Below are 15,373 nucleotides of genomic sequence, written 5' to 3' on the forward strand. Positions count from 1 at the left end.
CCGAACCTCAGAGCAGGCGGTCGATGCGCTGGGCGACGTCCACGGTCCGGCCGGCCGGATCGGCCAGTTCCGCGCGGACGACCCGGACCACCTGGGCCACGATCTGCTTCTTGATCCCGGCGAGTACGCCCAGCGTGGCCGCGCGCACCCCCTGGGCCGCGTATTCCAGCCGGACGTCCTCCCGCAGCGGCGGGTCGACCTCCACCACGATGAGCAGCGGGTCGGCGGCGTGGGCGGTGAGAACCAGCGGTATCTCGATATCGGCCCGGTAGTGGTTGGCCTTGAGGACATTGACGGTGATGTCCAGCGATACCGGCACCACCAGATCGAATCGCACCAGCGCGATATCGGCGTCCCCGGGCGGCTCCGCCCCGGTGCCGTCCGGCAGACGATCGCTGATCCGCGGTTCGGCGACCGAACCCCGCACGGTCACCTCGGCCGCCGCCCGGGGGCCGGTGCGCATCGGGCCGATCTCGATCTGCCGTCCGGCCAGCCGGTCGGCGAATTCGCCGACCCGTTCGCTGGTGACGATGCGCGGGAAGAAACGGCGGCCGAATTCGGCGTAGTCGATCCAGTCGAACTCGGTGCGGGTGCGGTGCGGAGATTTCTCCCGGGCCATGATGGCCTCGATATCGTAGATACGGCTGCGCATCACGCCCGGATCCCGCAGCAGGGCGTTCACCCGGTTGGCGACCTCGCGCTGCAGCAGCCCCGAGATCGGGTCGAGCATCCATTCGGCCACCGAATCCGCGGCGGCCAGGCGCAGGAGGACCCGCACATCGGAGCGCCGGACCTGCGGGATATCGATCACCACGAGCAGCGGGTCCGCGGTGCGGGCATGGAAGGTGAGGTCGATCGAGACGACGGTTTCCAGTCCGAGCCGTTTACCGCCGACCAGGATCTTCGCGGCCAGCGAGACCGGTATCCGGACGCCGAAGGTGATCCGCGGCCCCCGGTGCACCACTTCCGGGCGCCCGATCCGGCCGCGGGCCAGGAATCCGGCGAGACCGGCGGGCCCCAGGTTGAAAGGACCGATGGCGAGTTCGCGGCCGGTGATTCCGGCGACCGCCGCCTCGATTCGTGATTCGGTCACCGCGTGGGTGACGAACCTCCTGCCGAATTCGGCGTAGTCGATCCACTCCGGATTGCCCAGTTCGATCGGTTCCATGAGTCGCTGTGACACCTTCACCTCCACCGCTGATGATCACGGTACGCGATCGAGGTTTCGAGTCCGCGGAGTCGTCGGCGCCACGCTACAACCGGCCGTAACCGACGATATCGATATCCGGGACGGCGGCGGGTTCCCAGCGTTCGATGCGCACGATATCGCCCTCGTTCCCACCGATGGTGGTGACCGTCGCGCCGTCGGCGGCCAACACGATATTCGTGTGCTGGCCGTACCGGCTGTCCGGGCCGTAGAGGATCACATCGCCGGTGGCGGGCCGGTATCCCGGATCGAACGCCACGAACCTGCCGCGGCTCTCGTAGTACTCCTGCAGCGTGTACACGCCGGGGATCCGCCAGGAACCGGAGTGGGGGTTGGCCAGCGGCATTCCGGCCGCGCGCAGCACCCAGCTCACGAAGTTCGCGCACCAGGGTTCGTCGTTGCCCTCCGAATAGTCGGCGCCGCTGCCCGGATCGGCGAATTCCGCCTGCGCGGCGGCGACCACGGCCACCTGTGCGGGGGTGAGCGCCGATCGGTCGATCGCGGGGAACTCGGTGAGCCGCTCGCCCACCAGCCCGTCCCCGGACCCCGGCAGCGTGCACGCGCCCACCGTGACCAGCACGGCCAGCACCACCAGCACCACAGCCGGCCACCGCGGCGCAACCCGTACTTCCGCCCGTTCTCGCATCTCGTCCCCTCCCGGACACCGGCATCGCACCTCGTTCGGGCGGCCTCCGGCACAGCATGCCCGCCGGGCCGGCGCGTGGCCACCGGATGGTTATGGCCGGCCGGCGCAAAGGTGTTATCGATCCGCCCGATCGGTCCGCATCGGGATCACGGCGGTGAGCGCGATGGCCACCACGGCGGCGGTGACCGAGATCAGGAACGCGGTATGGAAGGCGTCCCGGGACGGCAGCTGATGGCCACCCAGGGTGATGGTCATATTGGCCAGGACCGCGCTCATCACCGCGGCCGAGGTGGAGGTGCCGACCGAGCGCATGAGCGCGTTCAATCCGTTCGCGGCGGCGGTCTCGGTGATCGGCACCGCGCCCATGATCAGCGCGGGCATCGCCGCGTAGGCCAGACCGACACCGCCCGTGACCAGTACCGAGGCGATCATGATCTGCCAGACGCTGTCCATCAGCGCCGACGCGCACAGATAGCCGATACCGATCACCGCCGATCCGGCGCCCAGTGTCAGTTTCGGACTGAACCGCGCGGAGATCCGGGCCGACACCGGCGAGAGCAGCATCATGACGAAACCGCCGGGCGCCAGCGCGAGACCCGCCGCGACCATGGAAAGACCCAGTCCGTAACCGCTTTCCTCCGGAGCCATCAACAGCTGCGGGAAGGTCAGCGACATTCCGTAGAGCGCGAACCCGACCGCGATCGAGGCGATATTGGTGAACAGCACGCGCGGGCGCGCGGAGACGCGCAGATCGACCAGCGGGTGCCGCCGCCGCAATTCGTAGCGGCCCCAGCCGAGGAACACCAGGATCGAGACCGCGAACAGGGTCAGGATCGAGGTGCTCGTCCATCCCCACTGCGCGCCCTGGGTGATCGCGATGAGCAGGGCGAGCAGGGCGGTCGCGAGGCCCGCCGCGCCGCCGAAATCGAAGGGCGCCGGGGTGCGGACCGGGGATTCCGGGACGAACCGGAAGATCAGCGCGGCCCCGGCCGCACCCATTCCGGCGGCGGCCCAGAACAGGACATGCCAATCGGCGTGTTCGGCGATCAGGGCCGCCAGCGGCAGCCCGATCGCGCCGCCGACGCCGAGGGTCGAACTCATGACGGCCATCGCCGAGCCCACCCGTTCGGGCGGCAGTTCGTCGCGCAGGATGCTGATGCCCAGCGGAATGGCGCCGATCGCCACGCCCTGCAGAGCCCGGCCGGCCACCGAGGGGATCAGCGAGGAGGACATCGCGCACAGGACGGACCCGGCGATCATCGCGAACAGATCCAGCAGCAGGATGCGGCGCTTGCCGAACATATCCCCGAGCCGGCCGCTGATCGGCGTGCAAACCGCCGAGGCGAGCAGGGTCACCGTGATAACCCAGGACGCGTTGGTGGCCGTGGTGTTCAGGAGAGTGGGCAGGCTCGGAATGAGCGGGACGACGAGTGTCTGCATGAGCGAGACCACGATGCCGATGGTGCTCAGGGTGGCGATCAGCAGCGTGGGTGATACCGCCGGACGATCCCTTTCGTCGGATCTGGAGGGGTCGTCGGCTACGGCAGTCACGCTTATGCACGTTACATACCCTGTGTATCCTGCACAATTTGTATTCGGGCGAATCAGGCGACATAGTGTCCGAATGTCCGATTCGGCTGCCTCGCCCGCCGCGACCGCGGCGGACCGCCGGGACCCCGCCGTCCTGGCGCGGCTCGTCCTGGAACTGACCCTGCTGTCCAGGCAATATCCGGCCCCGCGCCGGAATTCGCCGTTCCAGCTGGACAGATCCGCCTATCTGATCCTCACCCGGCTGCAACTCGGGCAACCGCTGACGCTGCGCGAACTGGCCGAAGCGTTCGGTCTCGACGTCTCCACCATCAACCGGCAGGTCGCCGCCATGCTGGACCAGGACCTGGTGGAACGGGTACCCGACCCCGAGGGCGGCGTGGCGCGCAAGGTCCGCCCCAGCGAGAAGGGGATGCGGCTGTTCGAGGCCGATCTCGCCCTGCAGCGCCACGGTGTGGGCAAGGTGCTCGCGGACTGGCCCGACGGCGAGGTCGACCAGTTGGTCCGGCTGCTCGAGCAGTTCAACGAAGGTGTCGAGGGCCTCGCCCGTCACCCCTGGCCGCGCCCCCTGCGCACCACGAATTCACCTGGCGGATAACGGCATACTCGCCGGTCACCCGGTGTTCTCCGGCAGCCGGTACCGTTGAGCCATGATCACGCTCAAAAAAGAAGACGGCGCAGCGGATCTCGCGGGGATCACCAAGCTGAGTGTCGGTGTCAGCTGGGATCCCTCCGCGGGCGCCAGCGGTGGCGCGCTCGGCTGGGCACGCCGCAAGAAGGGGGTGGACCTGGACCTCATCGCCATCCTCATGCAGGGCAACGAGCCGGTCCGATTCGCCGGACTCGATTCGCTGGACCCGCTGGGCAACAACTCGGTGCTGCACTCCGGCGACGAGCAGACCGGCGCGGCCGCCGGTGACGACGAGACCGTGCACGTGACCTTCGCCGATATCCCCGGCGGAATCGACGCGATCATCTTCGTCGCGGCAGCGTTCAAGAAGGGCAGCTCCTTCGAGAAGGCGAACAATATCTCGTTCAAGGTCTACGACGCCTCCGGCGGCAGCAGCCAGCAGGTCGCCGATATCTGGCCGTCGCTGCTGGGCGCCGACAACGCGAACGCGGTGGCCCGGACGTTCCGCAACGGAAACGTCTGGCAGCTCGAGGTACTCAACCGCAAGGGCAAGATCAAGCAGGGCGATAAGCAGGCCCTGCTGCGTTTCGCCATGGGCGGTCAGTAACCGCAGAGCGTGGTCACGCCCGGATGGGTGGCGCGCCGCCCCGCCGATTCACCGGCGGAGGCCGGCGCGCCCACCCCGATTCCGGGATCAGTCCAGCGCATTCAGGCCCACCAGCGTGGCGAAGACCAGTGCACCGTGGCCCTCCCCCTCCTCGCCGGACAGAATCGAGTCCAGCAGTGGCACGTTGGCCGGCATCCCGAAACCGATGTGACCCGCTTCCGCGGCACCGGCCAGGATCGCATGGATAACCGATGCGTAGACCTTGGACCGGCGCACCGCGAGATCCGGTGTGCGATCCAACTGTGCGTCCACAGCTTCGATGACATCCTGAATTACACCGATCTCCAATTCGCGCAGTTCACCGTCCATGTCCACGGTGCTCATACCCCGAACTGCGGGCGGTCGGCCGGGACCAGTCGGTCATGTTCCACCAAGAAAGTTTTGGCCTGAGCCTTCAGGCGGCACACCGTAACCGGGCAGTCGATGTGCTCCTGCATGATGCGGTGGGCACGGTAGACCGTCAGGGTTGACACGGCGCTGTGGCTCAGTGGCGGAAGGGCATTGATCACGGCACCTCCAGTTGTTCGGTCAGATTGTCTTGCGCCGAGACTGCCGTCCGAGCAATATCCGACGCACCACCAAAACAGCTGTTCAGGGAATCTTCTTGGAACTACCAAGCTGTGTTGAAAAGCACGCTCTATGATCGGCGCGTTCTGCAACAGGCGTTCGCGCTGTCATGCAACGGGAGGGAAAGCATGAAGGAGAACCGGTCGCTCGTGGTGGGCGGGACGTTGCCGCGTAGGCAACTGGGCCGATTCCTCAAGGAAGCGCGGGAGGGAACCGGGCTGACGCTCGAACGAGCCGCCGGGCTGATGGAGTGGAACAAGTCGACGCTCAGCCGACTGGAACGCGGTCTGACGGAACGGGTCCGAGTACGCGATGTCCTTGCCTTGTGCGAGAACTACGGGCTCGATGACAGCCAGGCAGCGATGGCGAAGGGGCTTGCCGAACAGGAACCGGCAGAATCCTGGTGGCAAAGCTACAGGGATCTGATCCCGTCCTGGTTCAGCCTCTATGTCGGATTGGAGGCCGGAGCCGAAAAGCTGTCCGTCTACCAGCCGCTGTTGATACCTGGTCTGCTGCAAACACCGGACTACGCACGGGTGATCGAACGTCGCTGTTTCCCGGACGATACCGAGGAGGAGTTGGAACGCAGGGTGCAGGTACGCACCCGGCGCCAGCACATTCTCACCCGCACCCGTCGACCGGCCATCGTCTCATTCCTGCTCCACGAGGCCGTACTACGAACGATAGTAGGAAATCGGCGCATGATGGCCGCGCAGTTGCGGTATTTGGCCGAGATCGGCTCGCGACCGAATGTGGAATTACGAATACTGCCCTTCGAAGCCGGGGTCCCCTTGGGGACGGCGCTTCCGCCCTTCACAATCATGGACTTCGGCACCGATGTACAGGGCAGAATGATCGAGCCGCCGGTGGTCTACTGCGAAAACTACACCGGACGCTTCTACCTCGAAGCGCAGGCTGATGTGCTCAGATTCCGCGAAGCCTTCGCCACCCTACTCACGGCAGGACCGGCCCCCCGGCCGAGCCACGATCTGATAAGGGAGATCGCAAGGAACTTTGCCCGCGGGTATTGATCTGCTCGACGTACTGGTAGTCCAAGCCGCACCATAGCCAAGCCGACGGGCCGACCTGTCGGGGCTGGTCAAGCTGGTAAGTGAACGGTCGCGTCGCGCGACTCGAAGAACCAGGCCGGTCCCGCGCTGGTATTCACTCCGGCCGAATGGGACGCCTTCCTGAGCACGGCCGACACTGGGACAAAGTCACTGTGACTGGTCGAACTCCACAGATGGTGCGATGTTTTTCCGGTCGTTGATCAGCTCGTATTCCTCATCGGTAAGTTCGAAATCGCGCCCGATCTCAACCAGTAATGATCCGATTTCGAGATCATCGGGCGGTGCGGGCGCAACCACGTGAGTAAGGATCGCCCGCACTTCAGCCTCGGCGCTTCGGCCGTTGACGGCTGCTCGTCGGCGCAGCCGCTCACACACATCGTCCGGAAGGTCTCGAATGGTCAGTCTCGCCACTGTGGTTTACCACCTTCGAAATGGGTGTCATCGGTGTCTCAGCGCCCTGTCAGTCGGTAGTAGAGCGGGACAGGCGCTCAGCCACCCAGTCTCGCGCCGGCGGGCCGACTGAGTTAAGCGCAGCAAGATGTCCGGAATCTCGCAGCCATCCAGGAAACCGGACAGGTCAGTCGGGTCCGGCGGACCACCCGGACCACCGGGTGACCTCCAGCGCGAGCACCGGTCCGGGCGGTCGTTGTTCCCGGTACACCGGATACCGCGCGGTCAACTGTTCGATACCCGTGCGGGCCTGCTCGCCCGTGACGATCTCCGCGACGGCATCGGCGCGCGCCCACCACAGGCGCGTCCAGTCCTCATCGTAGAAATCCGCCAGGACGGCGACCTCCGGGTTCGCGGTGATATTCGCGAGCCGGCGCAGTGCCGTGGTGGACTTCGGTTTCGCGTCGACCGCCGTGTAGATGGTGTTGTCGGCGACCGCGAAGACGATGGGCACGATATGCGGCTGCCCCTCGGGGGTCACGGTGGCCAGCCGTGCGACCCGCGACTCGGCGAACCGTGCACGCGCTTGCCCCGCATCCAACCGCATCCGCTCTCCTTTTCCCGGCCCTGGTTTCCCGGTGCGGGTTCACTCTGGTCGGCCGGAGCCCTCAGCGCCGCCGTCCGCGCAGATAGTCGCTGACCACCGCCGCTCCCAGCCCGTCCAGGTCGGGCGCCACCACCCGGCCGCCGCTGCGCCGGGCCACCAGATCTACGAACGCCGCCAGCCGCGGCTCCTCACCGAGCATGAACACCGAGATCGAGGCGCCGAGCTTCGCCAGCGAATCCACCTGCACCATGGTCATGGCCAGGGTGCGGCGGTCCGGCGGCCAGTTGAAATACGCCGTGCCGTCGGCTTCCAGATGCGCGGTCGGCTCGCCGTCGGTGACCACCAGCACCACCGGTACCGCGTCGGGATGGCGGCGCAGATGCCGTCCGGCCAGCAGGAGCGCGTGATGCAGGTTGGTGCCCTGCTCCCAGACCGGTTCCAGCGCGGTCAGTTCCCCGATCTCCACGGTTCCGGCGTGCCGGCCGAAGGTGATGAGGCTCAGGGCGTCGGATCGGAAACGGGTGCTGATCAGGTGTTGCAGTGCCAGGGCGGTGCGTTTCATGGGCACCCAGCGCCCGTCCTGCACCATCGACCACGAGGTGTCGACGCAGAGCGCGACCGCGGCACGGGAGCGCTGCTCGGTTTCGGCGATCTCCACATCCGCGACATCCAGGGTCACCGTCCGGCTGCCGGTGGAGGCCGACCGCAGGACCGCGTTGCGCACAGTGCGCGAGACGTCCCACGGTTCGGTATCACCGAACTGCCACGGCCGGCTCGCCCCGGTGGGTTCGCCCGCCGCACCCGCCAGCGCTGTCTCCCGCTGCCCTTTCCGGGACCGCAGCTGCCCGACGATATCCCGCAGCGCCACCTCGCCGAGCCGCCGCAGCGCCTTCGGGGTGAGGCGCAGCGAGCCGTCGGGCGCGCGGTCGAACAGACCCTGGCGGCGCAGTTCGCGTTCCAGTTCGGCGAGCCGGGCGGCATCCACCCTGGCGTCTTCGCCGAGCTGGCGTTCCAGCATCTCGAGGTCGATATCCTCCAGCCGCGCACCGGGATAGGACTGCGCGAGCTGGTTGGCCAGTTCGTCGAGTTCGCCGAGATCCTGCATCGCCTCGACGGCCTCGCCCATACCCAGCGGGTTGTCACCGCGGAACCGCCGCCCGGATTCCCAGTCCTGGCCCGGTCGCAGCGCCCGCAGGTTCGCGTCGAGGTCGGCGATCTGCTGCGCTATGGCCGGATCGCCGAATGCCTGCCCCATCAGCTCGTTCAATTCCGCGCGCTGCTGGGCAGACATCGAATTCATCATCCGCTGGGCCGCGGCGGCGCGGGCGGCGAGCGTATCGATCAGTTCCTCGGTATCGCGCGGGTTCTCCGGGAAGAACTCCCCGTGCTCGGCCATGAACTCGGCGAACTGCTGTTCGGTGTCCTCGCCGCGGGCGTGCGCGGCGAGCAGATCGTTGAGGTCCGACATCATCCGCCGGACCCGTTCCACATCCTGCGGGGTGGCGTTCTGCAACGCCTGTTTCATGCCCTGGAACCGGGATTCGAGCAGTTCCTCGCCGAGCAGATCGCGGATCTTCTGGTAGTTCTCGCGACCGGTTTCCGAGCGCCACCGGTATTCGCTCAATTCGCTCACCGCTCCCGCGGTGCCCGAAGGCAGGGCGTCCAATTGCATCTCGGCGAACCGGGCGTCGTCGGAAGGGTCCGGGAACAGCGCGCGGCGTTCGGCTTCCAGGGCCTGATCCAGCAGTTCACGGACCTGCTGCAGGGTGCCGTCGAGCCGGTGGTTCCGGGAGATCTCGGCCCGGCGCTGCCACAGCCGGCGGGTCAGTTCCTCCAGACCCGGCAGGTCCTTGGTACCGCGCCGCAGCAGTTCCTCCAGCGCGGACCGCGGGGAGGAGCCCTCCATCACCTCGCGCCCGATCTCGGACAGCGCCTCCCGCAGATCGAGCGGGGGCGCCAGCGGATCGGGCCCGTCGTGGTAGGGCCCGTAGGAGTATCGGTCGCCCGCTGTCATCACGCCTCTTCCATCCGGGCGGTCACCCGCCGTATACCGCCGTGCCCTCGTCGTCGGAGTCCTTGGCCACCTGCCGCGCCAGGTACAGCGATTCCAGCGCGAATTCGACGGCCGAGGCGATCCGCTGCGCCGGGTCTCCGGGATCGACGCCGAGCCGGACCGCCACTTCGTGCAGGACCGGAAGTTCGGGGAGGGCGGAGAGCACCTGCGCCCCCGGGACCCGTTCGCCGGTGGTCACCAGATGGCCTTCGTCCACCGCCTCTGCCAGCGGCCGCAGATCCAGGCCGCCCAGTCGTTCGCGGGCGGTATCGGCGAACGCGCGCCGCAGCATATGGGTCAGATGTTCCTGCTCCCGGCCCTCTTCGCCGGATTCGAATTCCAGTTTGCCGCGCAGCACCGCCGGAACCGATTCCAGATCCACCGGGCGGGCGACGGCCGGATTCTCACCGGTGAGCGCGGCGCGGCGCAGGGCCGCGGCCGCCACAGTCTCGGCGGCGGCGACGGCGAAACGCGCCGAGACGCCGGAACGCTGATCGATGGCCGGGGATTCCCGCAGCCGGCGCACGAACCGCGCCAGCACCTCGATCAGCGGATCGCCCACCTCGGCGACCAGATCGGCTTCCTGCCGCACCAGCGCCATCTCGGCCTCGACGGTGAGCGGGTAGTGGGTCCGGATCTCGGCGCCGAAGCGGTCCTTGAGCGGGGTGATGATCCGGCCGCGGTTGGTGTAGTCCTCGGGATTGGCGGTCGCGAGCAGCAGCACGTCCAGCGGCAGGCGCAGCGTATAGCCGCGGACCTGGATATCGCGCTCCTCCATGACGTTCAACAGCGCCACCTGGATCCGCTCCGCCAGGTCGGGCAGTTCGTTGACGGCAACGATGCCCCGGTGCGCGCGCGGTACCAGCCCGAAATGAATGGTCTCCGGGTCGCCGAGGCTGCGACCCTCCGCGACCTTCACCGGGTCCACGTCACCGATCAGATCGCCGACCGAGGTATCGGGGGTGGCGAGTTTCTCCGCGTACCGCTGCGACCGGTGCCGCCAGGCGACCGGCAGATCGTCGCCGAGTTCGGCGGCCAGGCGCAGCCCCTCGGGGCTGATCGGCTCGAGCGGATGCTCCCCCAGTTCGAGGCCCTCGATCACGGGGGTCCATTCGTCGAGCAACCCGATGATGGTCCGCAGCAGACGCGTCTTGCCCTGCCCGCGCTCGCCGAGCAGCACCACGTCGTGGCCCGCCAGCAGTGCCCGCTCCAGCTGCGGCAGCACGGTCCGCTCGAACCCCACGATCCCGGGCCAGGGCTGCTGCCCGGAGCCCAGCCGGGCCAGCAGATTCTCCCGGATCTCGGCCTTCACACTTCGCGGCGCGTATCCGGCCGCCCGCAACGCGCCCGCGGTGGCGGGCAGGTCTGTTGGCACAACAGTCACCTCATCGACGCTACGACGATTTCGGCCATCGGTCGACAGCTACCCGTGCCCGGACGTCAGCCGGTCGCGTAATACCGGCACACCCGCGCCGGTCAGATCCGCCAGCGCGGCCTCGCGCGCCGAGGAGATCATCAACAATCCGAGGAGCGGGCCCCGCACCTCGGGCCCGGAACCCGTCGTGAAATCGGCGTCGCCGGCCACCAGAGTGAGCCCCGCGGTGAGCTCCTTCCCGCCGCCGAAGCTCGCCGTGGTGCGCAGTTGCAGGCGCAGCGCGTCGAGTACCGCCGGCTCCGGATATGACCGCGTGAGACCGAGCGGGCGCCGGATGTCCTCCCCGTGCACGATCATCTCCACCAGCCGACTGTCGAGCGGGGCGGGCGGGGTGACGGTCCGGTCGATCACGGCCCGCAGCCGGTCCAGGGTCTGCGCGGGGGTGGCGCCGCGTTCCCGCGCGACACCGTTGGCGGTGAACCGATCGAAATCGAATCGTGCGCGGGCGAACTCCCAGGTGAAGCCGAGCCGGGTGGTTTTCGACGACGCGACGATATGGGCCACGACATCGTGCACGGTCCATCCCGCGCACAGCGACGGCGTTTCCCACTGCCCGTCGGTGAGTCCGTCCAGATCGGCGATGAGCGCGATGCGCTCCGCCCGGACGGTGGGCCAGACATCCTGCACAATTCCTCCCTCGGCACGGGTCGGCGGGCCGGACGTCCCGGCGCGGCCGAATCGGGTCGGCTCCCGGCGGAACGGATCGTCGGCCGGACGGGAGCCCGGCCACGGCGCGAACAGAGCGCGGCGGCACCGTGGCAGAGGGCAGAGTACGGCTCGGTACCGACATTTCGCCCGAACCGACGCACCCGCTCGGCCGCGCCGCGCACCCTTCGGCCGCGCCGCGCGTCACCGTCGGCCGAGCCGCGGATCCATTCAGCCGCGCCGGGCACCCGCGGCCAGAGCCTCGTCCCACAGCCGACGCAGGATCTCCGCCGCCGGTTCCGCCGTGGCCCGGCGGTAGCCGCTGCCGGCCCACAGCGCCATATCGTCGGGCACTCCCGCCTCGGCCGCGGCGGCGCGCACCGGGCTGGTGAGGTGGTGCAGCTGCGGATAGGCGGCGGGTGCGTCCGCGTCGTGCGTCGCGATGAACCGGTTGGCCAGACCACGCGCCGGGCGGCCGGAGAAAGCCCTGGTCACGACCGTCTCCGTGAAGCGGGGGTCGACGAGCGCGTCCTTGTGCGCGGCCTTGGCCCCCGACTCCGGGCTCCGCAGCAGCAGCGTCCCGAGCTGGACGGCCACGGCGCCGTGGGCCAGCGCGGCGGCGATCGCGGCTCCGTCGCCGATTCCGCCCGCCGCGATCACGGGCAGCGGCGAGCGGGCCGTGATCTCGTCGAGCAGGGCGTGCAGCGGCGTGGTGCCCGGCTCGTCGCCGATACGGAAGGTCGCCCGATGGCCGCCTCCGTCGGGTCCCTGCACGCAGAGCGCGTCGACCCCCGCCGCCTCGGCCAGACGGGCCTCGGCGGGGTCGGTCACCGTGGCGATCACCGCGGTACCGGCCGCGCGCAGCCGGGCGATGGTGTGTTCGGACGGCAGCCCGAAGGTCAGCGAGACCACCGGCACCCGCTGGTCGACCAGCAGATCCACCTTCTCGCCGAACCGGTCGTCGTCGCGTTCCCGGACCGGAGGCGGTTCGATCCCGTACCGGCCCGCGGTCTCCCGCAGTTCCTCCCGGTAGCGCCCCACGGCCTCGGTGTCGAACGAGTTCCCCTGCGGTACGAACAGATTCACCCCGAACGGCGCCGGCGTCCGTTCCCGCACCGCCCGGACCTGCTCGGCCACGGCCTCCGGCGTCTTGTAACCGGCGGCCAGAAAACCGAGCCCCCCGGCCTCCGCGGCGCTCACCACCAGCTCGGGGGTCGAGGGACCACCGGCCATGGGCGCGGCGATCAACGGGACGGCGAGGTCTGCGAGAGCGAACACGAATCCACCTCCGGGTCGGTACCGGACTCCGACGATATCGCCCGGCCCCCGCCGATCCGCGGGACGGCCTGCCCCGGCACGTCGCCGCCGCGACGCGCTCCGACACGGCCGCCCGGCCATCCGGCGCCGGGAGCCGGAACGGGAGATAATCCCGGCGTCCCCTGGTATCCGCCGACCTCCCGCAGGAGTGGGCATGACCGATACGTTCGTCATCGAACGCGCGACCACCATCGCCGCACCCGAAACCGCGCTCCGGCCGCTCATCGACGATTTCCGCCGCTGGCGCGACTGGTCGCCCTGGGAGGACGCCGATCCGGACCTGCGGCGGGCGTATTCGGGCCCGGAAACGGGCGCGGGAGCCCACTACGACTGGGCGGGCAATCGCAAGGCCGGGGCGGGGTCGATGACCGTGATCACCTCCGAACCCGGTCTCGTCACCATCGATCTGGCCTTCCGCAAACCGTTCAAGAACCGCAACGACGTGGCGTTCCTGCTCGAACCGGCGGGCGACGCGACCACGGTGACCTGGCGGATGAGCGGGACCAAGAACCTCTTCCTGAAGGTGTTCGGGTTCCTGTTCCCGATGGAGAAGCTCGTCGGCCCGGATTTCGAGAAGGGTCTGGCGCGGTTGAAGGTTCTCGCGGAAGGCAGCTGAGCGCCGGTACCGGCGAGCGGTTCGTTCAAGACCCGCCGAGGGGTCACGAACGACACTTCGACCATGAGTGAGCAGACATTCACCCCCGCCATGGGCCGGCTCGGCGCCACCCGCCTCTACGATCCCGTGATCGCCCTGACCCGGGAGCGGCTGTGGCGCGGGCTCACCGCCGCCTACGTCGCGCCCCGGCCCGGCGAGGTGATCGTCGATGTGGGTTGCGGCACCGGATCGCTGGCGCTGCAACTGAGCCGGGTGGAGCCGCGGGCCCGCGTCATCGGCGTGGACCCCGACCCCGAGGTACTGGCCGTGGCCCGGCGCAAGGCCGGGAACGCCGGGGCCGAGGTGCGCTGGCAATCCGGGATGGGCGACGAACTGGTACCGATATTGGGCGCGGAATCGGCCGATACCGTCGTATCCAGCCTGGTGCTGCACCAGTGCCCGCTCTCGGTGAAACGCGGCGTACTCGCCTCGATGGCCGGAGTGCTGCGACCGGGCGGGAGGCTGGTGATCGCCGATTTCGGACTGCAGCGAACGGCGTCGATGCGCCTGGCTTTCCGGATCGTGCAGTTCGCCGACGGCGTCGAGGACACCCGGCCGAACGCCGAAGGCGCACTACCCGGGCTCATCTCCGAGGCCGGGTTCGGCGCGGTACGGGAAGCGGAGGTCGTCGCCACGATCGGCGGGTCGATCTCGATCTATGTGGCGCGCCGGGACTGAGCACGCAGGATCGGCAACACCGCCGCGGGGGTGAGACCCATCATTTCGCGCATCCACCGGGTGAGATGGGCCTGATCGGCGAAACCCGCGGCGACGGCGGCCTCGGACGGCGAGAGTCCCGCCCGCATCTCCTCGGCGGCGTGCCGCAACCGCGACCACGCCCGCTGCCGGGTGAGCGGCATCCCCAGTTGGCGCCGGGCCAGAGCGCGCAGGCGCTGCGGAGACAGCCCGACCCGCGCGGCCACGACCGGAATCGGCACCGAACCGTCCCGGACGGCGTCCAGGGCACGCACCAGCCGGGGGTCCAGTTCCACGGAGGGGCGCGCGCCCGCCCGGGCCATCTCGTCCTCGTCCAGATCGCGCAGTTCCGGAGCGGCGGTGATACCGGCGTCGCAGCGGGCGCGCAGCCGATCGGCGAAAACGCAGTGCGGTTCGACGAAGAAGATGAGCAGATCCTCGTGGGCCCGCAACCGATGCCACACCATCGGCGCCACCACCAGCACCGGGGCCCGGTGTTCGGTTCCCGCGTCGTCGACGATGCCCACATCGCCGCGGCCGGCGACGGCGATCTGGAAGGCGGCGTGCCGGTGGGCGACACTGTCGGTGGTCGAGCCCCGGTACATCGCGTACCCCGCACCCACAACGAAGCGGGGCGACACCCCCGTCCGGGATCTCATCCGTTCGATGCTGCCATCCGGACGGGAATCGCGCGCCGGCCTCGCCTCCCGACACGACGAGGGCGGCCGCCCGGTCATCATGCCGGGCGGCCGCCCTCGGCCGAGTCTCTCAGTTCGTGGCCGACGGGTCCGGGATGGCGAAGCCGGTGATCTTGGTGGGCGTCACCCGGACGATGAAGCGGCGGAGAGCATCCGGTTCGGCGGGCGGCTCCTGCCCGAGATACTTCTGCGACAGCCGCCGCGGCAGGGCTTTCTCCGGGTCGTCGATCAGTTCGGCGGTGCCCTGGATATCGAGGGACCGGTAGGGGTTCGCGGCATCGCTGACCGTGATCGCGATGCGGTTGTCCCGGTCGAGGTTGCGGACCTTACGGCGGCCGGTGGTCGAGGAGAACTGCACGGTGTCGCCGTCTCGTTCGATCCAGACCACCGAGGTGTGCGGGGCGCCGTCGGGCTGGATGGTCGCCACCGTGGCGAAATTCCTGCCGTCCAGCAGTTCACGGGCCGACCGGTCGAATTCCACAGTCATGATTCGTCCATTTCTCTTCGGTGTACTTCGGGTGGATCCGGATGCGGGCCGGTA

At 68.8% G+C, this 15,373-nt stretch carries 17 protein-coding genes and 1 pseudogene; 6 read left to right on the plus strand and 12 right to left on the minus strand.

Annotated elements, in window-relative coordinates:
- Window positions 1–7: 7 nt before the first annotated feature.
- From ACZ6SF_RS15115 to ACZ6SF_RS15125, 3 genes are all read right to left on the minus strand, one after another.
- Window positions 8–1,183: a hypothetical protein gene (locus ACZ6SF_RS15115; protein ID WP_466062684.1), complete on the minus strand. Its 1,176-nt coding sequence runs from the start codon at window positions 1,181–1,183 to the stop codon at window positions 8–10.
- A gap of 70 nt (window positions 1,184–1,253) precedes the next feature.
- Window positions 1,254–1,853: a CHAP domain-containing protein gene (locus ACZ6SF_RS15120; RefSeq protein ID WP_466062685.1), complete on the minus strand. Its 600-nt coding sequence runs from the start codon at window positions 1,851–1,853 to the stop codon at window positions 1,254–1,256.
- Between the two features lie 114 nt (window positions 1,854–1,967).
- Window positions 1,968–3,410 (minus strand): MFS transporter, encoded by a 1,443-nt coding sequence (locus ACZ6SF_RS15125; RefSeq protein ID WP_466063002.1) that lies wholly within the window; start codon window positions 3,408–3,410, stop codon window positions 1,968–1,970.
- Between the two features lie 67 nt (window positions 3,411–3,477).
- Here ACZ6SF_RS15125 and ACZ6SF_RS15130 point away from each other — a divergent pair, with 67 nt between their 5' ends.
- Window positions 3,478–3,999: a MarR family winged helix-turn-helix transcriptional regulator gene (locus ACZ6SF_RS15130; RefSeq protein ID WP_466062686.1), complete on the plus strand. Its 522-nt coding sequence runs from the start codon at window positions 3,478–3,480 to the stop codon at window positions 3,997–3,999.
- A 52-nt stretch (window positions 4,000–4,051) separates the two neighbouring features.
- Window positions 4,052–4,639 carry a TerD family protein gene (locus tag ACZ6SF_RS15135; protein ID WP_466062687.1) on the plus strand — a complete coding sequence of 196 codons (588 nt, stop codon included), beginning with the start codon at window positions 4,052–4,054 and terminating at the stop codon, window positions 4,637–4,639.
- Between the two features lie 87 nt (window positions 4,640–4,726).
- Here ACZ6SF_RS15135 and ACZ6SF_RS15140 read toward each other — a convergent pair whose 3' ends face one another.
- Window positions 4,727–5,023 carry a hypothetical protein gene (locus ACZ6SF_RS15140; protein WP_466062688.1) on the minus strand — a complete coding sequence of 99 codons (297 nt, stop codon included), beginning with the start codon at window positions 5,021–5,023 and terminating at the stop codon, window positions 4,727–4,729.
- A 299-nt stretch (window positions 5,024–5,322) separates the two neighbouring features.
- Here ACZ6SF_RS15140 and ACZ6SF_RS15145 point away from each other — a divergent pair, with 299 nt between their 5' ends.
- Together ACZ6SF_RS15145 and ACZ6SF_RS15150 are read left to right on the plus strand one after the other, a co-directional pair.
- The gene (locus tag ACZ6SF_RS15145; RefSeq protein WP_466062689.1) at window positions 5,323–6,297 is read left to right on the plus strand and encodes a helix-turn-helix domain-containing protein; all 975 of its coding nucleotides are present in this window, start codon (window positions 5,323–5,325) and stop codon (window positions 6,295–6,297) included.
- Window positions 6,298–6,396: 99 nt separating this feature from the next.
- Window positions 6,397–6,492: pseudogene (locus tag ACZ6SF_RS15150) on the plus strand (DUF397 domain-containing protein); the annotation flags it as partial.
- Here the strand turns inward: ACZ6SF_RS15150 and ACZ6SF_RS15155 are convergent.
- From ACZ6SF_RS15155 to ACZ6SF_RS15180, 6 genes are all read right to left on the minus strand, one after another.
- A complete protein-coding gene (locus ACZ6SF_RS15155; protein WP_466062690.1) occupies window positions 6,484–6,747 on the minus strand; it encodes a FitA-like ribbon-helix-helix domain-containing protein in 264 nt (87 codons plus the stop codon). The pseudogene ACZ6SF_RS15150 and the gene ACZ6SF_RS15155 sit on opposite strands and share 9 nt — an antisense overlap.
- A gap of 166 nt (window positions 6,748–6,913) precedes the next feature.
- Window positions 6,914–7,333 carry a TIGR03668 family PPOX class F420-dependent oxidoreductase gene (locus ACZ6SF_RS15160; protein ID WP_466062691.1) on the minus strand — a complete coding sequence of 140 codons (420 nt, stop codon included), beginning with the start codon at window positions 7,331–7,333 and terminating at the stop codon, window positions 6,914–6,916.
- A 61-nt stretch (window positions 7,334–7,394) separates the two neighbouring features.
- Complete coding sequence (locus tag ACZ6SF_RS15165) at window positions 7,395–9,347, minus strand: vWA domain-containing protein (protein ID WP_466062692.1); 1,953 nt, start codon at window positions 9,345–9,347, stop codon at window positions 7,395–7,397.
- Between the two features lie 22 nt (window positions 9,348–9,369).
- Window positions 9,370–10,770 carry a sigma 54-interacting transcriptional regulator gene (locus tag ACZ6SF_RS15170; RefSeq protein ID WP_466062693.1) on the minus strand — a complete coding sequence of 467 codons (1,401 nt, stop codon included), beginning with the start codon at window positions 10,768–10,770 and terminating at the stop codon, window positions 9,370–9,372.
- A 39-nt stretch (window positions 10,771–10,809) separates the two neighbouring features.
- Window positions 10,810–11,448, minus strand: a complete 639-nt coding sequence (locus ACZ6SF_RS15175; RefSeq protein WP_466062694.1) for a maleylpyruvate isomerase family mycothiol-dependent enzyme — start codon at window positions 11,446–11,448, stop codon at window positions 10,810–10,812.
- Between the two features lie 249 nt (window positions 11,449–11,697).
- Entirely contained in the window at window positions 11,698–12,744 is a 1,047-nt protein-coding gene (locus ACZ6SF_RS15180; RefSeq protein ID WP_466062695.1) for a nitronate monooxygenase, read from the minus strand.
- 193 nt (window positions 12,745–12,937) lie between these two features.
- On the opposite strand from ACZ6SF_RS15180, the gene ACZ6SF_RS15185 reads away from it, so the two are divergent.
- Both ACZ6SF_RS15185 and ACZ6SF_RS15190 read left to right on the plus strand, forming a co-directional pair.
- Complete coding sequence (locus tag ACZ6SF_RS15185) at window positions 12,938–13,399, plus strand: SRPBCC family protein (protein ID WP_466062696.1); 462 nt, start codon at window positions 12,938–12,940, stop codon at window positions 13,397–13,399.
- 63 nt (window positions 13,400–13,462) lie between these two features.
- Complete coding sequence (locus ACZ6SF_RS15190) at window positions 13,463–14,116, plus strand: class I SAM-dependent methyltransferase (RefSeq protein ID WP_466062697.1); 654 nt, start codon at window positions 13,463–13,465, stop codon at window positions 14,114–14,116.
- Here the strand turns inward: ACZ6SF_RS15190 and ACZ6SF_RS15195 are convergent.
- On the minus strand, window positions 14,095–14,793 hold the full coding sequence (locus ACZ6SF_RS15195; protein ID WP_466062698.1) for an AraC family transcriptional regulator: 699 nt from the start codon (window positions 14,791–14,793) through the stop codon (window positions 14,095–14,097). The two genes, ACZ6SF_RS15190 and ACZ6SF_RS15195, sit on opposite strands and share 22 nt — an antisense overlap.
- Window positions 14,794–14,902: 109 nt before the next feature.
- Window positions 14,903–15,319 (minus strand): PPOX class F420-dependent oxidoreductase, encoded by a 417-nt coding sequence (locus ACZ6SF_RS15200; protein ID WP_466062699.1) that lies wholly within the window; start codon window positions 15,317–15,319, stop codon window positions 14,903–14,905.
- Window positions 15,320–15,373 lie beyond the last annotated feature (54 nt).

Source organism: Nocardia sp. NPDC049935, from assembly GCF_055586645.1.

What these genes read in the sequence shown, in the direction of transcription:
- ACZ6SF_RS15120 (WP_466062685.1), bottom strand. Translation starts at nt 1,853, where the DNA reads ATGCGAGAACGGGCGGAAGTACGGGTTGCGCCGCGGTGGCCGGCTGTG.
- ACZ6SF_RS15130 (WP_466062686.1), top strand. Translation starts at nt 3,478, where the DNA reads ATGTCCGATTCGGCTGCCTCGCCCGCCGCGACCGCGGCGGACCGCCGG.
- ACZ6SF_RS15135 (WP_466062687.1), top strand. Translation starts at nt 4,052, where the DNA reads ATGATCACGCTCAAAAAAGAAGACGGCGCAGCGGATCTCGCGGGGATC.
- ACZ6SF_RS15140 (WP_466062688.1), bottom strand. Translation starts at nt 5,023, where the DNA reads ATGAGCACCGTGGACATGGACGGTGAACTGCGCGAATTGGAGATCGGT.
- ACZ6SF_RS15160 (WP_466062691.1), bottom strand. Translation starts at nt 7,333, where the DNA reads ATGCGGTTGGATGCGGGGCAAGCGCGTGCACGGTTCGCCGAGTCGCGG.
- ACZ6SF_RS15165 (WP_466062692.1), bottom strand. Translation starts at nt 9,347, where the DNA reads ATGACAGCGGGCGACCGATACTCCTACGGGCCCTACCACGACGGGCCC.
- ACZ6SF_RS15185 (WP_466062696.1), top strand. Translation starts at nt 12,938, where the DNA reads ATGACCGATACGTTCGTCATCGAACGCGCGACCACCATCGCCGCACCC.
- ACZ6SF_RS15190 (WP_466062697.1), top strand. Translation starts at nt 13,463, where the DNA reads ATGAGTGAGCAGACATTCACCCCCGCCATGGGCCGGCTCGGCGCCACC.
- ACZ6SF_RS15195 (WP_466062698.1), bottom strand. Translation starts at nt 14,793, where the DNA reads ATGAGATCCCGGACGGGGGTGTCGCCCCGCTTCGTTGTGGGTGCGGGG.
- ACZ6SF_RS15200 (WP_466062699.1), bottom strand. Translation starts at nt 15,319, where the DNA reads ATGACTGTGGAATTCGACCGGTCGGCCCGTGAACTGCTGGACGGCAGG.